The sequence below is a fragment of the Fusicatenibacter saccharivorans genome (genome assembly GCF_027667425.1).
Classification (GTDB): domain Bacteria; phylum Bacillota; class Clostridia; order Lachnospirales; family Lachnospiraceae; genus Fusicatenibacter; species Fusicatenibacter saccharivorans.
Map to the genome: position 1 here is coordinate 1 of NZ_JAQEGR010000006.1, position 16,689 is coordinate 16,689.

At 43.4% G+C, this 16,689-nt stretch carries 13 protein-coding genes and 3 pseudogenes; 11 read left to right on the forward strand and 5 right to left on the reverse strand.

Translation table 11 applies throughout. The features are described 5' to 3' along the window. The first annotated feature begins 839 nt into the window (after positions 1 to 839). Positions 840 to 2,765 (forward strand): hypothetical protein, encoded by a 1,926-nt coding sequence (locus PGS38_RS06845; RefSeq protein WP_173841956.1) that lies wholly within the window; start codon positions 840 to 842, stop codon positions 2,763 to 2,765. Positions 2,766 to 3,023: 258 nt separating this feature from the next. Here PGS38_RS06845 and PGS38_RS06850 read toward each other — a convergent pair. Beyond that, positions 3,024 to 3,563 (reverse strand): annotated as a pseudogene (locus PGS38_RS06850) (helix-turn-helix domain-containing protein); the annotation flags it as partial. A gap of 218 nt (positions 3,564 to 3,781) precedes the next feature. Here PGS38_RS06850 and PGS38_RS06855 point away from each other — a divergent pair. From PGS38_RS06855 to PGS38_RS06865, 3 genes and pseudogenes are all read left to right on the forward strand, one after another. Next, positions 3,782 to 4,051 carry a hypothetical protein gene (locus tag PGS38_RS06855; RefSeq protein ID WP_055227428.1) on the forward strand — a complete coding sequence of 90 codons (270 nt, stop codon included), beginning with the start codon at positions 3,782 to 3,784 and terminating at the stop codon, positions 4,049 to 4,051. Further along, the gene (locus PGS38_RS06860) at positions 4,044 to 4,322 is read left to right on the forward strand and encodes a DUF4160 domain-containing protein (protein WP_055227426.1); all 279 of its coding nucleotides are present in this window, start codon (positions 4,044 to 4,046) and stop codon (positions 4,320 to 4,322) included. The genes PGS38_RS06855 and PGS38_RS06860 overlap by 8 nt, the downstream gene beginning before the upstream one ends. 502 nt (positions 4,323 to 4,824) lie before the next feature. After that, a pseudogene (locus tag PGS38_RS06865) lies at positions 4,825 to 5,007 on the forward strand (AAA family ATPase); the annotation flags it as partial. A 140-nt stretch (positions 5,008 to 5,147) separates the two neighbouring features. Here PGS38_RS06865 and PGS38_RS06870 read toward each other — a convergent pair. Beyond that, complete coding sequence (locus PGS38_RS06870; RefSeq protein WP_119188549.1) at positions 5,148 to 6,320, reverse strand: sensor histidine kinase; 1,173 nt, start codon at positions 6,318 to 6,320, stop codon at positions 5,148 to 5,150. Beyond that, positions 6,317 to 6,964: a response regulator transcription factor gene (locus PGS38_RS06875; RefSeq protein ID WP_243110718.1), complete on the reverse strand. Its 648-nt coding sequence runs from the start codon at positions 6,962 to 6,964 to the stop codon at positions 6,317 to 6,319. Before PGS38_RS06875 ends, PGS38_RS06870 begins: the two co-directional genes overlap by 4 nt. 133 nt (positions 6,965 to 7,097) lie before the next feature. Here PGS38_RS06875 and PGS38_RS17655 point away from each other — a divergent pair, with 133 nt between their 5' ends. The 3 genes from PGS38_RS17655 (at position 7,098) to PGS38_RS06890 (ending at position 9,173) form a co-directional block, all read left to right on the forward strand. Beyond that, positions 7,098 to 7,241: a CD1871A family CXXC motif-containing protein gene (locus PGS38_RS17655; RefSeq protein WP_055218540.1), complete on the forward strand. Its 144-nt coding sequence runs from the start codon at positions 7,098 to 7,100 to the stop codon at positions 7,239 to 7,241. Continuing rightward, on the forward strand, positions 7,234 to 8,148 hold the full coding sequence (locus PGS38_RS06885; RefSeq protein ID WP_119188548.1) for a 4Fe-4S binding protein: 915 nt from the start codon (positions 7,234 to 7,236) through the stop codon (positions 8,146 to 8,148). The genes PGS38_RS17655 and PGS38_RS06885 overlap by 8 nt, the downstream gene beginning before the upstream one ends. A gap of 83 nt (positions 8,149 to 8,231) precedes the next feature. Continuing rightward, entirely contained in the window at positions 8,232 to 9,173 is a 942-nt protein-coding gene (locus PGS38_RS06890) for a TlpA disulfide reductase family protein (protein ID WP_119188547.1), read from the forward strand. A gap of 370 nt (positions 9,174 to 9,543) precedes the next feature. Here the strand turns inward: PGS38_RS06890 and PGS38_RS06895 are convergent, their stop codons facing one another. Next, positions 9,544 to 11,013: a PTS transporter subunit EIIC gene (locus PGS38_RS06895; protein ID WP_119188546.1), complete on the reverse strand. Its 1,470-nt coding sequence runs from the start codon at positions 11,011 to 11,013 to the stop codon at positions 9,544 to 9,546. A gap of 210 nt (positions 11,014 to 11,223) precedes the next feature. Further along, positions 11,224 to 11,703 (reverse strand): PTS sugar transporter subunit IIA, encoded by a 480-nt coding sequence (locus tag PGS38_RS06900; RefSeq protein WP_119188545.1) that lies wholly within the window; start codon positions 11,701 to 11,703, stop codon positions 11,224 to 11,226. A gap of 538 nt (positions 11,704 to 12,241) precedes the next feature. Here PGS38_RS06900 and PGS38_RS06905 point away from each other — a divergent pair. The 4 genes and pseudogenes from PGS38_RS06905 to PGS38_RS17660 form a co-directional block, all read left to right on the forward strand. Further along, a complete protein-coding gene (locus PGS38_RS06905) occupies positions 12,242 to 13,582 on the forward strand; it encodes a TrkH family potassium uptake protein (protein WP_117804786.1) in 1,341 nt (446 codons plus the stop codon). Between the two features lie 19 nt (positions 13,583 to 13,601). Further along, complete coding sequence (locus PGS38_RS06910; protein ID WP_022462603.1) at positions 13,602 to 14,249, forward strand: potassium channel family protein; 648 nt, start codon at positions 13,602 to 13,604, stop codon at positions 14,247 to 14,249. 235 nt (positions 14,250 to 14,484) lie between these two features. Continuing rightward, positions 14,485 to 16,473: an ATP-binding protein gene (locus PGS38_RS06915; RefSeq protein WP_119188544.1), complete on the forward strand. Its 1,989-nt coding sequence runs from the start codon at positions 14,485 to 14,487 to the stop codon at positions 16,471 to 16,473. Beyond that, positions 16,466 to 16,552 (forward strand): annotated as a pseudogene (locus PGS38_RS17660) (DNA-binding response regulator); the annotation flags it as partial. The gene PGS38_RS06915 and the pseudogene PGS38_RS17660, both read left to right, overlap by 8 nt. Between the last annotated feature and the right edge of the window lie 137 nt (positions 16,553 to 16,689).

Consider the following 16,689-nt stretch of genomic DNA (forward strand, 5'->3'; position numbering starts at 1 on the left):
GCTTTTATAAAATGTCAATATACGGATGATTACCTACTTACAATTATCAGATAAAGTTCGGATATTATTAGAATTTTATAAATTTAATTACTGGCATCTTACGATGCCAGTAAAAAATAACAAAAAACTTTAGTAAGTTAATTTTAAAAAGCAAAGAGATTAAATTAAAACATATTTTCAGTTGATAGAAAATTAGTGGAGAGATATAATGAAGCAAATTAAATATTATGACAGAGTGTACATGTTTCGAGTGCGAAAGGTAAATAAACAGAAAAATACAGGGAGATTCGCACCGGAAAATGACAGGATGAAGAGAAAAGCGAAGAGAAGCTAGGTGAAAAAGAAAAGCTAGAATGAGAAATTTGGAAAGAATTAATAAAAATAAGAAGTGTTTAGCAGCAAAAATTATTTGAATTTGCAGTCGCCTTCCGTGAAGGCGTGAGTTGAGAATACTAGCATTTAGACCCTATAAATGTGCTGTTATAGAACGCCTATAAAGATGTTCCTCCTGCTCATTTGAATATTCTTGGAATATAAGTCTTCAATAGCATAAATACGGACCAAGGAAGCTGTATGAGAAGAAACAGAAGAGTAGAAAGTAAATGCTAAAAGAAAAGATATTATAATAGGAAGAAACACGAGTAAAAAATATTATAAAAAGAAAAAAACAAAAAGTCATGAATTGATTGTTATGCTGGAACATAGGTGTTAAAATCAAATTATATTGTAAGTACGGGGTATATATACAGTAATAAATTTGAGAAGTTTGTGAGCGTTATTTGCGTATACAAAAAGTTTGCATTTCCAAGAAAGAATTGTATAGGTTTGGAGGGATGTCAATGAATACAAGAGCGTATATTCCAATGGATTTTTTGAATGTTCCAGGAACACAGCTTGAGAAACTGCCATGGGAGCATGAACAGATATTGCGGCGGTATCTCAGCATGTCACAGCATATTTGTGAATTGGATGAGTTATATAGTATGATGGTTTTTAACTTGGAAAATATGTTTGAGAAATTCTCTTTACAATTTGACGATCGTATATTCGCTAAGAGAGGAGAAACTGTAGATGTGATTCAGATCAATGCGTTGCTTTGCAATGCCGTCAGCGCAGGGCGGACATTGATAGAATCTATGGAGAAATTTGATGAATTCTATATTTCTAAGGATAAAAGTTTTAAGAAAAACTTCATTTCGAAAGCATATGATCAATATTCGGAGTATAAAATTGTAGACTTTCTGCGAAACTATATGCAGCATGGCCATATACCGATTCATTATGATGAAGAAAAAATTTATTTAGATCTGTCAGAAATTCTGGAGACCACACATCTGAAGATGAATACAAATCTAAAAAGGATGTTACAAAAGGCCAAAAAGGATTTGTTAGAGTATGGAGTAGCAGATACAAGACTTTGCTGTGTCCCGCTTTTTTATAAGTATTTTCTTTTGATTCATAGATTGTATCGGGCATTTTATTTGTATGCTGAGTATACATTGATGCAGATAGGAGAAGAAAAGCGAAAATTATTGCAGGATCATCCAGAATATGTACGGCAAGTGGATGAGATTGCTTTTGCGCCAGTTTATCAGGATGAATTGGGGCAGCTTCATGGAGTAGCGGTAGAGGACGGTTATGAAGAGAAAATTCGGGAAAATATAACGTATGCAGAAGAAAAACTTCAGGAATATATAAAAGGAAATGGACAGATCTGCAGTTTACAGATTGACTATTGCCTGGAATATCGTATTCCGGAAATGATCCTGATTCATGAGGAGGAGCTGTCGGAAAATCTGGTGTCTTATTGCAAAAAGCATGGACATGAGATTCGGCATGTTTCTTTTTATACGTATTATAAAGATGATATGGATAGCTATACACGCTATAAAATGTTTCCGTATATCCAATTTGAGGAGGGTGTCGAATGGAATGTCCCATATGACAGGGTGACGATTCGGGATTTCCTTCGCACATTTCCAGAGGCAGAGGAAAAAGGAATTCTTGTACAAGCCAACAATATGGGCGGGGATGGAATACAGATCGCGCAGGCGGTTTTGCAGGGATGGAAAACATTTTTATATCACAGTTCCCAGATATTAGACACGCTGGGAATAAACTCCCTGGCTGATGCAATCGACTGGGCGTCACGGGTAGTTTTTATTTATCAGAGTATTGGATGGCTGAAGGAGTCATTTGGAAAAAGAATCGAGAAGAAACCGACTATTGAGCAATTGGAAGAATATATCAGGAGAGCAGAACGGTGGGAGCTATCGCAGCTTTCATCTACACTGCATGCAGCGCCGGAATTGTTGAAACTGGTATTGAGCGAAGTGGGATATATCAGCCAAGATGGTGAGTTGTTTGTATATGATGAAGTAATAGCTACGCAAAGAAAAGAGGAAGAACGAAAACGTAAGGCAGAAAAAGAAAATTCGCATGGAACCCAGGTAGACTGCAGGAAAATGAATAAGGTGATAGAAGAGCTTAATGTCACGATTTTGTATTATGCAAGTTTACAGAATGAGAAAAAGGCAGAGGAATGTGGGAAAGAGACGAGGATAGGAAAATGCGTGGAGCAGGTGATCTGCAAGTATAGAGAGTTTCTATGGTGGGACGAAGTGAGAGAAGAGCTGAAGGTGAGAGATCCATTGCCGGAAAAATTTACAGAGGAGATCCAAGGAAAGATTTGCAGGGATGTGAGAGCGTTGGAGGAAGAGCTTTCTGGAAAATGCAGGGAATTAGAAAAGAATGAGAGCTTATGAAAATAGAAGAAATGAACATAAGATTACAAATAAAAAGAATAAAAAAGAAATTCTGTAATTTTTTTAAAATAGTGCATATTCCGCAAGAACTGCGCATCCGTTCCAGAGGAACGGAGCGCCATTCCGCTTCAAACTGAGCAAAGCTCAGCAGGTTTATTAGTTACCGTTGTTTACTCTACGATCTCTGCCAGGAAATTCAAGACGATATGCCTTGGATGTCATTCGGCTTAAGCAGGCATCTGCATAGGTGGAATCTCCAGATTGTCCCTGATAAATAAGAGGCGAAATGACCATGTCCTTTTGACGTAGTTCATGCTTTGTCATGTTTATACCAGCTCTGGACGAAGACAGACATTCCTTGTATTTGCGGTCTGCAAAGACAGCATCGTAACGGTACTTGTGAGCAATGGAACAATGATAGATGGCTTTCGGACATCCATTACAGACGTAAGGAGCCTTATCAAGACGGTTACACTGTTCTTTAACGAAATCAGGACAGGTTTGGTTACAGGTTGGACAGGAAGTACACTTAATGTTGCAGAGTATGATTTTCCTGCATACATTTGTTTTTCTGCAGTGATATCTATGAATGCAGAAGTTGTGAGCGTTAAGGAAGGATCCTTTATGATACCAATCACTTACACGATGGAGTTTCACTTCCTTCGAAATAGTTGTAGGATCTTTGCATAAGAAGCGGGTGATATCTTTAAAAGTGCTGCCGTTATTCAGGGAACGCTCAATGTATTTACGGTCTTCAAGGGAAAGATGTTTCTGGTTACCAGGAATATATTTACTCATAGAGATCTCCTTCTACTGCTGTCAGAAGGTCTTCATGAGCATAGCACGAATATATGAAAGATTAAACTCCACTCATGTAGGAGTAAATTCCACCGCATAAGCGGACGATGGAATTTACTTTTGAAATTTTCAGTGAAAGAATTTAGCTTTTAATCACATGACAACGACAGGGTATGATGCTATAATGAGTTTAAAAATAAGAAACGGGGTGACGTTGTATGATGTATCCATATATGACACTGGCAGATGAAACGGAGATTGTTCATTCACAAATTGTTGAAAAAGATGGAATGAAAAAAGTTATTGTAAACTTTGAACGACCAACAGAAGATGGATTTGATTCGGCAAGGTGTGAATTGCCTGATTACAAATGGACAGAACGCCAAGGATATTCGGATGAAGAAATAGCAATGTTTGAAGAACTCCTGCATAGTAATGCTCATTTGCTATACCGGTATGCGGAGAATGGGGGGATTCAAATTGCCTAAATTGTTTATGGTATGTGGATATACGGTATATTTTTGGTCTAATGAAAATGGAGAACCAATTCATGTTCATATATCAAAAGGTAAGCCTACTCCAAATGCGACTAAAATATGGCTTACAAAGTCAGGTGGATGCATTTTGGCAAGTAATGGAAGTAAAATTTCCAAGAAAGAGCTGAATGAATTGATGGAATTTATATCAGCACAGTTTTTCTTTATTTGTGCAAAATGGAAAGAGGCATTTGTGACGGATGAGATAGGATTCTATTGTTAAGCATATTGTAACTTATAGTACATCGGGGACCGGTCCCAAGGCGGTCAATCCAAAAGAAGATCACTATAATTCTGATACAAAGATAAGATTAAAAGATTTTCCTAATATTCCCATGACCTTAGCAAACGAGACACATGGGGGTATGCCCTATGAAAATGAATAGAAAAAGCGAGTAAAACGGCAGGGGTCTCGAAAAGGAGACGGCTGCCGTTTTACTCGCTTTTTACCAGGGTTTTCCAGCAGTACGATAGTTCCCGTCTACTCAGATTTTCATAGGGTCAGACCCCTAGAGTTGCGTGGACCAAAGGCTCTGGGCGACATCCGGGGCGTGACCTACATATACGGAATGTTCTACCGCTTCGGACTGATTGATGTGCCGTAAACGAGGCAAAGCAGAAGATAGGATCAACTTGCCATTTGAGTTCCCAAATGGTAAAATCAAAATGCACTGGGATATAATATCCTTTGCCTGTTAATGTAGCTTCGGAAAGGGCGTGGAAGAATGGCAGCGACGTTAAAACTTCCGGTTGGTATCGAAGATTTTAAGGAAATTCGCCAACAAGGTTTTTACTATATTGATAAGACAAGACTGATTGAACAGCTTCTTGACAGCTGGGGAAAGGTAAATCTTTTTACAAGGCCCCGCCGTTTTGGTAAGACCTTAAATATGAGTATGCTCCGAAACTAACGGATAATGAAAAACAAAGATATGGCGCGCTTGTCCGAATGCAGGACGGAAAATACGCAATGGACGAAGATACGCTGGAATCGGCACTCCAGACATTGCAGAACAGATGATATCATCGACTGGCTTTTGGGATGATGTCACTGTGTAAAAACTACCTCAAAGATCGTTCCACCGGACGGGCTGGACTGAACGGTTATTCTGCCGTCATGTACGCGCACGATTTCACGAACTAGGGCCAGCCCAAGGCCTACTCCGCCGAGCTGGCGGCTTCTGGATTTATCTACACGAAAGAATGGTTCAAATATGCGTTCTTTTAATTCAGCCGGGATTCCGCTTCCGGTATCTTCTACGGACAGGCAGATGCTTTTTCCCTTCCGGTATGCGGTTACGGTAACCTGTCCGCCGAAATGGTTGTATTTGATTGCATTCTCAACAAGATTGTATACCATCCGGTAAATCAAAATGTCACTTCCGACCATAGTGGTATCTTTACAGTTCCCGATCAGTTTTATCTCCTTTTCCTGGGCAAGCGGTTCCAGATCCACCAGTACTTCATCGACAAGGGCGTCAACGGCAATGGTTTCATCCCTGCTTACTGTTTGAAGCTCACTCATATCGAGCAGTGTCTTGACCATTTTGCTGAGCCGGCCGTTTTGCTCTGTCACCATTTTCAGTGTTTGTAAGGTGTCGGCGTCATTGCCTGGATGCGGGGTGGAATGGTATAAATCGAGCTGTACCTGCATGACAGACAATGGGGTTCGAAGCTCGTGTGCTGCATTTGCCGTAAATTGTCTCTGGATTTCAAAAGCATCTGCGAGACGTTCCAGCATCTTGTTATACGAAATACGAAGCTGGTTCAGCTCTTTTACTTTGTTTTCTTCAATGCGCGAATCGGCCAGATTCTGTGCCTGCACCTCCTCGATTTTTTCGGAGAACTCACGAATGGGCCGAAGTGCATGGCCACTGATAAAATAGGTAGCGACACCGCCAAGAAGGGCCAATAAGGCGGAAAGGATCAGGCTGTTTCTTTTGTAGTCTGCTTTATTGTTGTACACCTGAACAGAGAAATCCCTGGCAAATTCATCCCACTTGTCCTCCGGAATGCTGATATAGATTTGATCGGAACCGTCTGCGGTACCGTCTCCGCCCTGATCTCCGGCATCATCGCCCCTGGCATCTACGGTCTCCTGCAGGGAATCGATATAATAAATTCCGTTTTTATAGACAAGCAGGGTCAGACATCCACAGATGACCGCAATATACAGGGTAATGATACAGGTAAGTCTCCACTGCAGTGATATTTTTTTCATCGGTCGGACTCCTCTCGTATTTGATATCCTTCGCCTACTTTATTCAAAATCGGATCGTATCCAAGTACCGCCCTGAGCTTTCGCCGAAGCGAAGACATATGTACGCGGATGGATCCGCTGAAGCTGTCCACGGAGGCATCCCAGACATGCTCGATCAATTCTTCCTGGCTTACCGGTCTGCCAAGGTGAAGAAGCAGATATTCCAAAATGCCGTTTTCTTTTCTTGTCAGGGGAACCAGGGTTCCGTTGGCATAGGCCTCTCGTTTGATGGTATCGAATTTGATCCCGCCACTTTCCAGACAGACATCCTTTTGTACAAATTTTCTTCTCGTCAGACTGCGGATCCGCGCTTCCAGCTCCTGCAGATGGAACGGCTTTTCCATATAATCATTTGCCCCGGCATCGAGTCCTTCTACTTTGTCTGCAATCTGTCCTCTTGCAGATAAGATCAGCACCTTCGTTTCTTCGTTTTCCTTTCGGAGCTCTTTTAGAAGATCCATTCCGTCCATGCCGGGCAGATTGAGATCCAGGACAATCAGATCATAATTTTCTGCCAGGATGCATTCCAGAGCCTCCGCCCCATCATAGCAGGTATCTACCTCGTACCCGGCGGCGTACAGACTTCTGGCAATTGTGTCACACATTTGTTTCTCATCTTCCACGATTAATAATCTCAAAATTTTTTTCACCTGCCCATTTCTTAACAATGATTTTACAACTGCTATTGTATAATATCAGAGTCAGCTGGTCAATCAATAGAATAAAAGGAGCAATCATATTTTGAAGTGCAGAAAAATATCTCAAATTGTTTTAGTTATCACAGGCATAGCAATGATGGGCTATGGCGCCGTCAGAGGGGAAGCGGCCGCTGTGCTTGGGAAAGCAATTAAATTATGTCTGGAGTGTGTCGGAATTGGATAAGAAAAAGAAGTTACGATCAAAGAAGATAGCCGGAATACGCGGGTGGATCCAGGCAGCGGCCACACTGCTTACCAATCCTCATATCCCCAATTTTTTTCAGGGCAAAATATATCAGGGCAAAGCGAAAACGGTATGCGTACCGGGACTAAACTGTTATTCCTGTCCTGCCGCGACGGGAGCGTGCCCCATCGGAGCCTTTCAGGCGGTTGTCGGATCATCCAAATTTAAGTTTTCCTACTACATAACCGGGTTCCTGATTTTACTCGGCGTGACACTGGGAAGATTCATCTGTGGTTTTTTGTGCCCGTTTGGATGGTTTCAGGATTTGCTTCACAAAATCCCCGGAAAGAAATTCTCTACGGCCAGACTGAAGCCGCTGCGGTATCTGAAATATATCATCCTTGTTGTTTTTGTGATTCTTCTGCCGATGTTTGCAACGAATTCGATCGGGATGGGAGATCCGTTCTTCTGCAAATATATTTGTCCGCAGGGCGTTCTGGAGGGGGCGATCCCGCTTTCCATCGGAAATGCCGCAATCCGGTCTGCACTGGGCAAGCTGTTTTCGTTTAAATTCGGTATTCTGATTACGGTTGTCGTGCTCAGCATCTTGTTTTACAGACCCTTCTGCAAATGGATCTGTCCTCTTGGGGCAATCTATTCCTTATTTAATAAGGTAAGCTTTTTACATATCACGATTGAAAACAGCAAATGCGTCGGATGCAACCAGTGTTCCAGGGCATGTAAAATGGATATCGACGTGTGCCGGACCCCAAATCATCCGGAATGCATCCGATGCGGAGCCTGCATCAAGGCCTGCCCGAAGGATGCGATCCACTATCAGTTTATGGGAAAAACGTGTCAGAAAAAGGACACCGGAGATCAACAGTCAGAGATCAGAAACCATTGATCAGCAGCAGATCACGAAGTATCGAAGGATGATATTGAATTCTTGTTTTTTACATTATACTATCTTAAAAGGAGCCATAACTTATGAAAACCAAAAGAACTTTTATCCCTGTTTTTACACTCAGCGTAGCATTATTACTTACCGCATGCAACGGAAAAGAGGCTGCAGACACAAAGAAAACGCAGACAACACAGACGGAATCCGGCACAGAAGCTGTTACGGGATCTGTTGCGGAATCCGGAACCGAAACGGCAGGGGCTTCCGGCACAAAGCTGGACGATTTATATCAGCAGGAAAACCAGATTTTTGCAGATCATGCGGATGTATGGAATAAGGTGTTTGGCATGATGAATAAAAGCACGGCTGATCCGAGCGGAAATTATGGGGATTATCTGGCAGACACGGTTGAAGCCAACAAGGACTCTTTTTCAGAGGACGAGCTGAATACACTGACGGATGATATTGCAACGATACGAAAAATCGAGGAACAGATAGCGGAAATGGAAAATGGCAATACAGCATCGGAAGATAGCAACGCGAAAAACGATTCCGAAGAGGCATCTCCGTTCCGGGATTTTTCGGGTCAGGATTATGATGGCAACACAGTTGACGAAAGTCTGTTTTCCAAAAATGCGGTAACGGTCGTGAATTTCTGGTTTACCGGCTGCAAGCCTTGTGTTGCTGAGTTATCCAAGCTGAACGAATTAAACGATGCAATCAAATCCATGGGAGGCGAGGTTGTAGGCATCAACACAGAAACCTTCGACGGAAATCAGGATGCGATCAAAGAAGCAGCAGCGGTTCTTGAAAGCCAGGGTGCGAAATACCGCAATCTTTCCATTGACTCTGCTTCCACTGCAGGAAAGTATGCTTCCGATATTATGGCATTTCCGACCACAATCTTAGTCGATCGAAATGGAAATATTGTGGGAGAACCGATGCTTGGCGGAATCGACAATCAGGAGAATTATGATACGCTGATGAAACAGATCCAGTCTGTGATAGATGCAGACAGCGCGAAGTAAGACGAGAGCTGCGGCGTTTTTTGGGAGAGAAAATGGGAGTGCGAAAAAACAAAGTTACGTTTTTTCGCACTCCTTTTCATAACAAGATTTTAAAAAAATACATTTACGAAACGATGTACTGTGCTGTACCTGTCCCGAAAAGCTGCTCGGTGCTTAGAACAAGAGCTGAGGTCACACGGCGATTCCCCACATATATGCACACGTTTTCGGAACCACCAGTAATCCGACCTTTGGTTTTGATAGCAGCCATTTGACAAACAACAGCCGGGTTCCTGCTCTGCGAAAGGGCAGAAAATAAGGAAAACTTTGCGCAATTAAAAGGAGCATACCGCATCAGCGATATGCTCCTTTTGGACTACCTGGGTAAATATTATTCACAAAGCTTGGAGAAAGCGTCAGCTACGAACTGAACCTTTGTTCCAATGATAACCTGTACAGAAGTTTTGCCAGGTTTGATCACACCTGCCACGCCGGCAGATTTGATTACTTTGTCATTCACTGCAGTGATATCTTTCACTTCCAGTCGCAGTCTTGTAACGCAGTTATCAATGCTTGTGATGTTTTCTTTTCCGCCGCAGCCTTCCAGGATTTTAGCTGCGATTGCGGTATAGTTATCACTTGCCAGCTCTACTTTTTTCTCTGCTTCGAGATCATCGTCTTCTCTTCCAGGAGTCTTCAGATCCCATTTCTTGATAGCAAACAGGAATACGAAGTAGAATACGAGGAATGCTGCGATTCCAAGCGGAATGATCAGCCATATTTTCTGTGCTGCGGGCAGTGAGGATGAGAACAGGAGGTCCATAGCACCGGCGGAGAAGCTGAATCCTGCACGGAAGCCGAGAGCAACTGTGATCATAGTAAAGATACCATACAGTAATGCATAGATTACGTACAGAGCAGGAGCAAGGAACATAAATCCGAACTCAAAAGGTTCTGTAACGCCACAGATGAATGCACAAACTGCAGCAGAAGCTACCAGACCGATCGCAGCTTTTTTCTTTGCAGGTTTTGCACATCTTACCATAGCAAGTGCAGCACCAGGAATACCGAACATCATACATGGGAAGAATCCGGACATGTACATACCAAGGCTCCAGGTTACATCAGCAGATGTTTCACCAGCCCAGAAGTGCTTCAAGTCACCAAGACCGATCGTGTCAAACCAGAATACATTGTTCAGAGCGTGATGTAATCCGGTCGGGATCAGCAGACGGTTCAGGAATGCATAGATACCGGCACCGACAACATCAAGGCTGACAATAGATTTACCGATTGCTACCAGAGCACCGAACAGTAATGGCCATACCAGTAACAGAACAGCAGATACAACGATAGAAACAACACCGGAAACAATTGCTACACAGCGTTTGCCGCTGAAGAAGGATAACCAGTCCGGAAGCTTGGTGTCTTTGAAACGGTTATAGCAGGCAGATCCGATGATACCGGCCAGGATACCGATGAACGGGTTTTCGATCTTGTCAAAGGCCAGCGTCTTTGTAGCACTCTCAGCGATGGACGGGATGATAGTTGTAACAACTCCGGTAGAAAGAAGTGTTGTGATCATCAGCCAGGATGCCAGAGCTGCGATTCCGCCGGTACCGTCATTCTTTTCTGACATACCGACACCAACGCCGATTGCAAAGAGGATTGCCATGTTGTCGATCAGAGCTGCTCCTGCTTTTACGAGAAACAGACCGATCAGGTTTACTACGCCCGAGATCTCGCCGCCCTGCATCGTTGCCGGACACAGCCGGTATCCGATACCCATCAGGATACCGCAGATCGGCAGTACTGCTACAGGAAGCATGAGGGCTTTCCCTAGTTTCTGAAGAAATTTCATATATTTCTCCCTCCTTAAAAGATAATTTATATAACTGGATACCTCCAATTAGATACGTGAATTTACCGAATCCATCCAATATACTTACAAAAGCAAGTGCAGAAAAGACATTGAGAGTGCATTTCACAAAAGCAAGTGAGAAAAGACTTCAAGCGTACATTTCATAAAAGAAGAGGATGAAGATTCATCTGACGAAAGATCAAAAAAAGATCAGGAAATACTGAGAACGGCTTCGTCTAAGGAAACTTCGCCCTCTTTTTTCAGACTGATTTTCCCGTAATCATCGGTATTACAGATCAGTACCGGAGTGACTGTGTTCAATCCGGCCCCGGTGATCTTGTCCAGATCGACATCCATCAGAAGATCTCCTTTTTTGACCTGATCGCCGGCTGCAACGTGTGCGGTAAACGGTGCGCCCTTTAGTGTAACCGTATCCAGGCCGATGTGGATCAGGATTTCGGTTCCGGAGCTACTTGTGAGCGTGATGGCATGAAGAGTATCAAATACCATGGCTATTTCACCGTCTGTCGGTGCATAAATTTTTCCTTCCGACGGAATTACTGCGAATCCGTCCCCCAGGATTTTTTCAGAAAAGGTAGGATCCGGGACTTCGGAAAGCGGAACTACTTTTCCTTTGCAAGGTGCGTAAAGAACATTTTCTTTACTCTTTCCTTTTAGAAAATGAAACATAAAATTGATATCTCCTTTCGAAAATAAGGTGCGATGTTTTTTTCGGGATATGGATCCGATTTCATCTGTAATTACGTTGAGTGATTTTTTGTGAAAAAATTTGGTATTTTACCCTTTGATCCGTTCTGTTTGACGTAAAAAGTCAACAAAATGCCGTTGGAAAAGGAAACAGAGTATTTATTAAAAACAAAATTGCATAATTCTACACGAACTTCTCAATAGATTATATACATAACAACTGATGCGTAAGGATTTGTAAATACTTTTTTTAATATTTATGACAAAAGAATCTACTTTCAAAAGGAGAAAAATCGGTAGTTTAACCAACTAATGCGTTACTGCGATAAAAGAAGAATATACACACATTGGGGTCAGACCCCATTACTGTTGTGGGAAACTTTTGGGCGGTTCCTGTTTTTTGGTTTGAAATTCGAAAAATCTTTATACAATCTTAATGCCATGGAAAAGGTATTTATACGTTTTTAAAACGGAAGTCTCTAAAATAAGGAGGAATCAAAAAGAAGGAGTAAAAAGAGAAATGTGGAGTATAAAACTGCGATACAGGAAACAATGGTCGTCGTTTGAAATTATCATTCTTGGATTTGCGGGGGTAATTCTGGCAGGAGCACTGCTTTTGATGCTTCCTGTGGCTTCGCGGGAAGGAAATGTAACGCCATTTACAGAAACACTGTTTACTGCAACATCAGCCGCCTGTGTGACAGGACTGGCAGTCAGAGATACAGGAAGCTACTGGTCCGTCTTTGGACAGAGCGTGATTTTGCTGCTCATTCAGATCGGTGGTCTTGGTGTGGTTACGATCGCTGTTTCGATTGCGATGCTTTCTGGGAGAAAAATTTCCCTGATGCAGCGAAGCACGATGCAGGATGCGATTTCTGCCCCGAAGGTGGGCGGAATTGTGCGCCTGACGCGTTTTATCCTCAAAGGAACCTTTGGAATTGAACTGTTGGGGGCGTTGTTTCTTCTGCCTGTTTTTTTACGGGATTACGGCGGAAAAGGAATCTGGATGGCGTTGTTTCATTCTGTATCCGCATTCTGCAATGCAGGATTTGATCTTCTTGGAAAAACGGATCATCTGTATCCGTCCCTGACTTCTTATGTGGGAAATCCACTGGTTAATCTTACGATTATGGGGCTGATTGTAACAGGTGGAATCGGATTTCTGACCTGGGATGATATCTATACAAAAAAATACCATTTTCGTCAGTACTGCATGCAAAGCAAGGTGATCCTGCTTACAAGTCTGTTTCTGATTTTTGTTCCGGCGGCTTTCTTTTTCTTCCGGGATTTCGCCGGAATGCCGGTCAAGGAGCGGACGCTCTGCGCATTGTTTCAGTCCGTGACAACAAGAACGGCCGGATTTAATACGGCAGATCTTTCCGGGATGACAGGTGCTTCCCAGGCGATTATGATTGTTCTGATGATGATTGGCGGAGCACCGGGATCAACGGCTGGCGGAATGAAAATTACCACATTTGCCGTGCTGACAGCTAATGCGTCTGCTACGTTCCGTCAGAGAGAGGACACACAGATGTTTGGACGCAGGGTGGGCCAGGAGGTATTAAAAAATGCATCTACGATTCTGATGATGTATCTTTTTCTGGTGCTGATGGGAGGAATGGTGATCAGTGTGGCAGAAAATCTGCCGATTTCTGAGTGTCTGTTTGAGACAGCATCTGCTGTTGGAACGGTTGGCCTGACGCTTGGAATTACGCCGCAGCTCGGTGTTCTTTCGAAAGGAATTCTGATCGCACTGATGTTTCTTGGAAGGGTTGGCGGTCTGACGCTTGTTTATGCTGCGATGCCGGGGAGAAAGAGCGCACATGCAAAAATGCCGCTGGAAAAAATAAATGTAGGATAAGAAGAGAGGAAGAGATGAGATGAAAAATATTTTACTGATTGGAGTAGGAAGATTTGGGAGACATATTGCCATGCATCTGAATCAGCTTGGACATCAGGTGATGGCGGTAGACCGAAATGAGGAACGGATCGACGCCGTGATGCCGTATGTGACAAATGCACAGATCGGTGACAGTGTCAATGCAGACTTTCTGCGATCCCTTGGTGTGGGAAATTATGATGTCTGTATTGTGACGATCGGAAGCAGCTTTCAGGATTCGCTGGAAACCGCGTGTCTTTTGAAGGAGCTGGGCGCAAAATGGGTCGTGTCCCGGGCAGAACGGGATGTACAGGAAAAATTCCTGTTGCGGAACGGAGCGGATCAGGTTGTTTATCCGGAAAAACAGATGGCAAAATGGACAGCGATTCGTTACAGCTCGGATCATGTGTTTGACTATATTGAAATTGACAGTCAGTATGCGATTTTTGAGGTTGAAATCCCGGAGAACTGGATTGGAAAAAATGTCGGCCAGCTGGATATCCGGAAAAAATACGGTATTAATATTCTGGCAACAAGAAAATATGGAAAAACAGATGTTGCGGTGTCTCCTGAGACAGTTCTGGATGGCGATGCTACCATATTGGTTCTTGGTGAATATAAAGCGATCCAGAAATGTTTTCGAATCTGAAAGAGAGGTGATTTCTGTGTTAAGTGTAGGACTGCTCTTCGTTACCCTGGTCGGTTTTTTGTCTGGAGGCGTGCTCGTAGATCAGATAGAGACATTTTTCACGGAAAACAGAAGAGAGGAACCGGAAACGGGACAAAATTTCACAGAAAACAGAAAACAAGAACAGGGAACGGGAGAAAAAAAGATTTCCTGACTATAGCTTTCTCTTCGTTTATGATCTACAATAGGAGGTGGGGTGAGACAGTTGGAAAAAGAAAAACAAAAAAAAGAGCATATCCTGGTGTGTCTGTCCTCTTCGCCATCCAATGAAAAAATTATTCGGACTGCGGCGCAGATGGCACAGGCGTTTCAGGCCGGCTTTACGGCATTGTATGTGCAGACAGCAGAAAAAACAGAAAAAACACCGGAGGATCTGGCAAGGCTGCAGAAGCATGTTCGTCTGGCAGAGCAGAGCGGGGCAGAAATTGTAACGACACACAGTGAGGATATTGCCCTGCAGATTGCAGAGTACGCAAGAATTTCCGAGGTGACGCGGATTGTCATTGGAAAGAGCATGATGAAGCAGGGCTATTTCCATCAGCGAAGGGTGTGGACCGAGCGTCTGACGGATCTTGTGCCTGATCTGGAAATTCACATCATTCCAGACTCAGACGTGTACCAGAGATATCAGAAACGAAAAAAATTTCCGGAGTGGATGGAGCTGCCTTCCTGGAAAGAACTAATGCTTACGGTTCTGATTCTGGCTGCTGCGACCGGAATCGGAGAAATCTTTTTTCGGCTTGGTTTTACGGATGCCAATATTATTACGGTATATCTGTTTGGCGTCATGCTGACATCTATTCTGACCAGCGGTTATACCTGTAGTGTGGTCAGCTCTGTGGCAAGTGTTGTCCTGTTTAATTATTTTATGACAGAGCCGAGGCTTTCGTTGTATGCGTATGGTTCCGGCTATCCGGTGACCTTTGCGATCATGCTTGGCACTTCAATCCTGACCAGTACGCTTGCTTCAAAATTGAAAGAAAATGCAAAGCTTTCTGCACGAGATGCCTTTCGAACCAAGATTCTTTTTAATACCAGCCAGCTTCTGCAAAAGGCAGAGGATGCGTCAGAAATTTTTGATATTACGGCAACGCAGCTGATAAAGCTTCTGGGAAGAAATCTGGTTGTGGCGCCGGTAGAAAAAAAGAAAAACGGCATTGTGCAGGGAACTCTTTATAACGCCGAAACAGGAATAAAATCAGAAAAAGTTTTTAATGTGAAAGAACAGGAAATCCTGCAGTGGGTTCTGAAAAACCGGAAACGGGCGGGAGCTATGACAGAACGTTTTTCTGAAGAACCGTATCTGTACCTTTCCATCTATGCGGCACAGAACAGATATGGTGTGATCGGCATTTTCATCGGACAAAAGCCACTGGATGCGTTTGAGAACAGTATCCTGCTTTCTATTCTGGGAGAGTGCGCCATGGCACTGGATCGGGAACAAAGTGCGAGAGAAAAAGAAGAGGCGGCAGTCATGGCGAAAAATGAGCAGCTTCGGGTGAATCTGCTGCGGACGATTTCCCATGATCTGCGCACACCACTGACATCAATTCTCGGCAATGCAGACTCTTTGATCAGTAACTTTGACGCACTGGACGAAGGGATGCGGAAACAGATTTTTTCGGATATTTATGAGGATGCCGGATGGCTGATTGAACTGGTGGAAAATCTGCTTGCGCTTACGAAAATAGAAGATGGAAGTGTAAAACTGCAGTTATCCGATCAGGTGGTTGAGGATGTAGTCCGTGAGGCGCTGCGCCATGTAGAACGGCGGAAAAACGAACATAAAATTACGGTGGACTGCGGGGAAGATGTACTGCTCGCCCGCATGGATGCAAAGCTGATTGTACAGGTATTGGTAAACCTGATCAACAATGCAGTAAAATATACACAGGCAGGATCCAAGATCCGGATTACAGCCGGAAAAGAAGAAAAAAACGTATGGATTGCGGTGGAGGATAATGGACCCGGCATTCCGGCGGAGTGCAGGGAGCATGTATTTGAAATGTTCTATTCCGGAAAAAATAAGGTGAGTGACAGCCGCAGAAGCCTTGGCCTTGGGCTGGCGCTGTGCCGCTCCATTGTAAATGCGCATGGCGGGGAACTGGTGCTTCGTGACTGCGCTCCGCACGGCTGTCATTTTCGTTTTACGCTGCCGCTCAGTGAGGTGAATTTAAATGAATAAGACATTGATACTGGCCGTGGAAGACGATACGCCGGTCCACAACCTGATTACGACAACACTGAAAACACACGATTATAAATAACCACATTGGGGTCAGACCCCATTACTGTTTAGAAATTTTGTTCTTGTTTTGGCAATTCTGACACTGCAGACTGTGCTGAATGACAATATCAAAACGGCAGAAGATGTTGAAACTTATCTGGGTCTTAACACCCT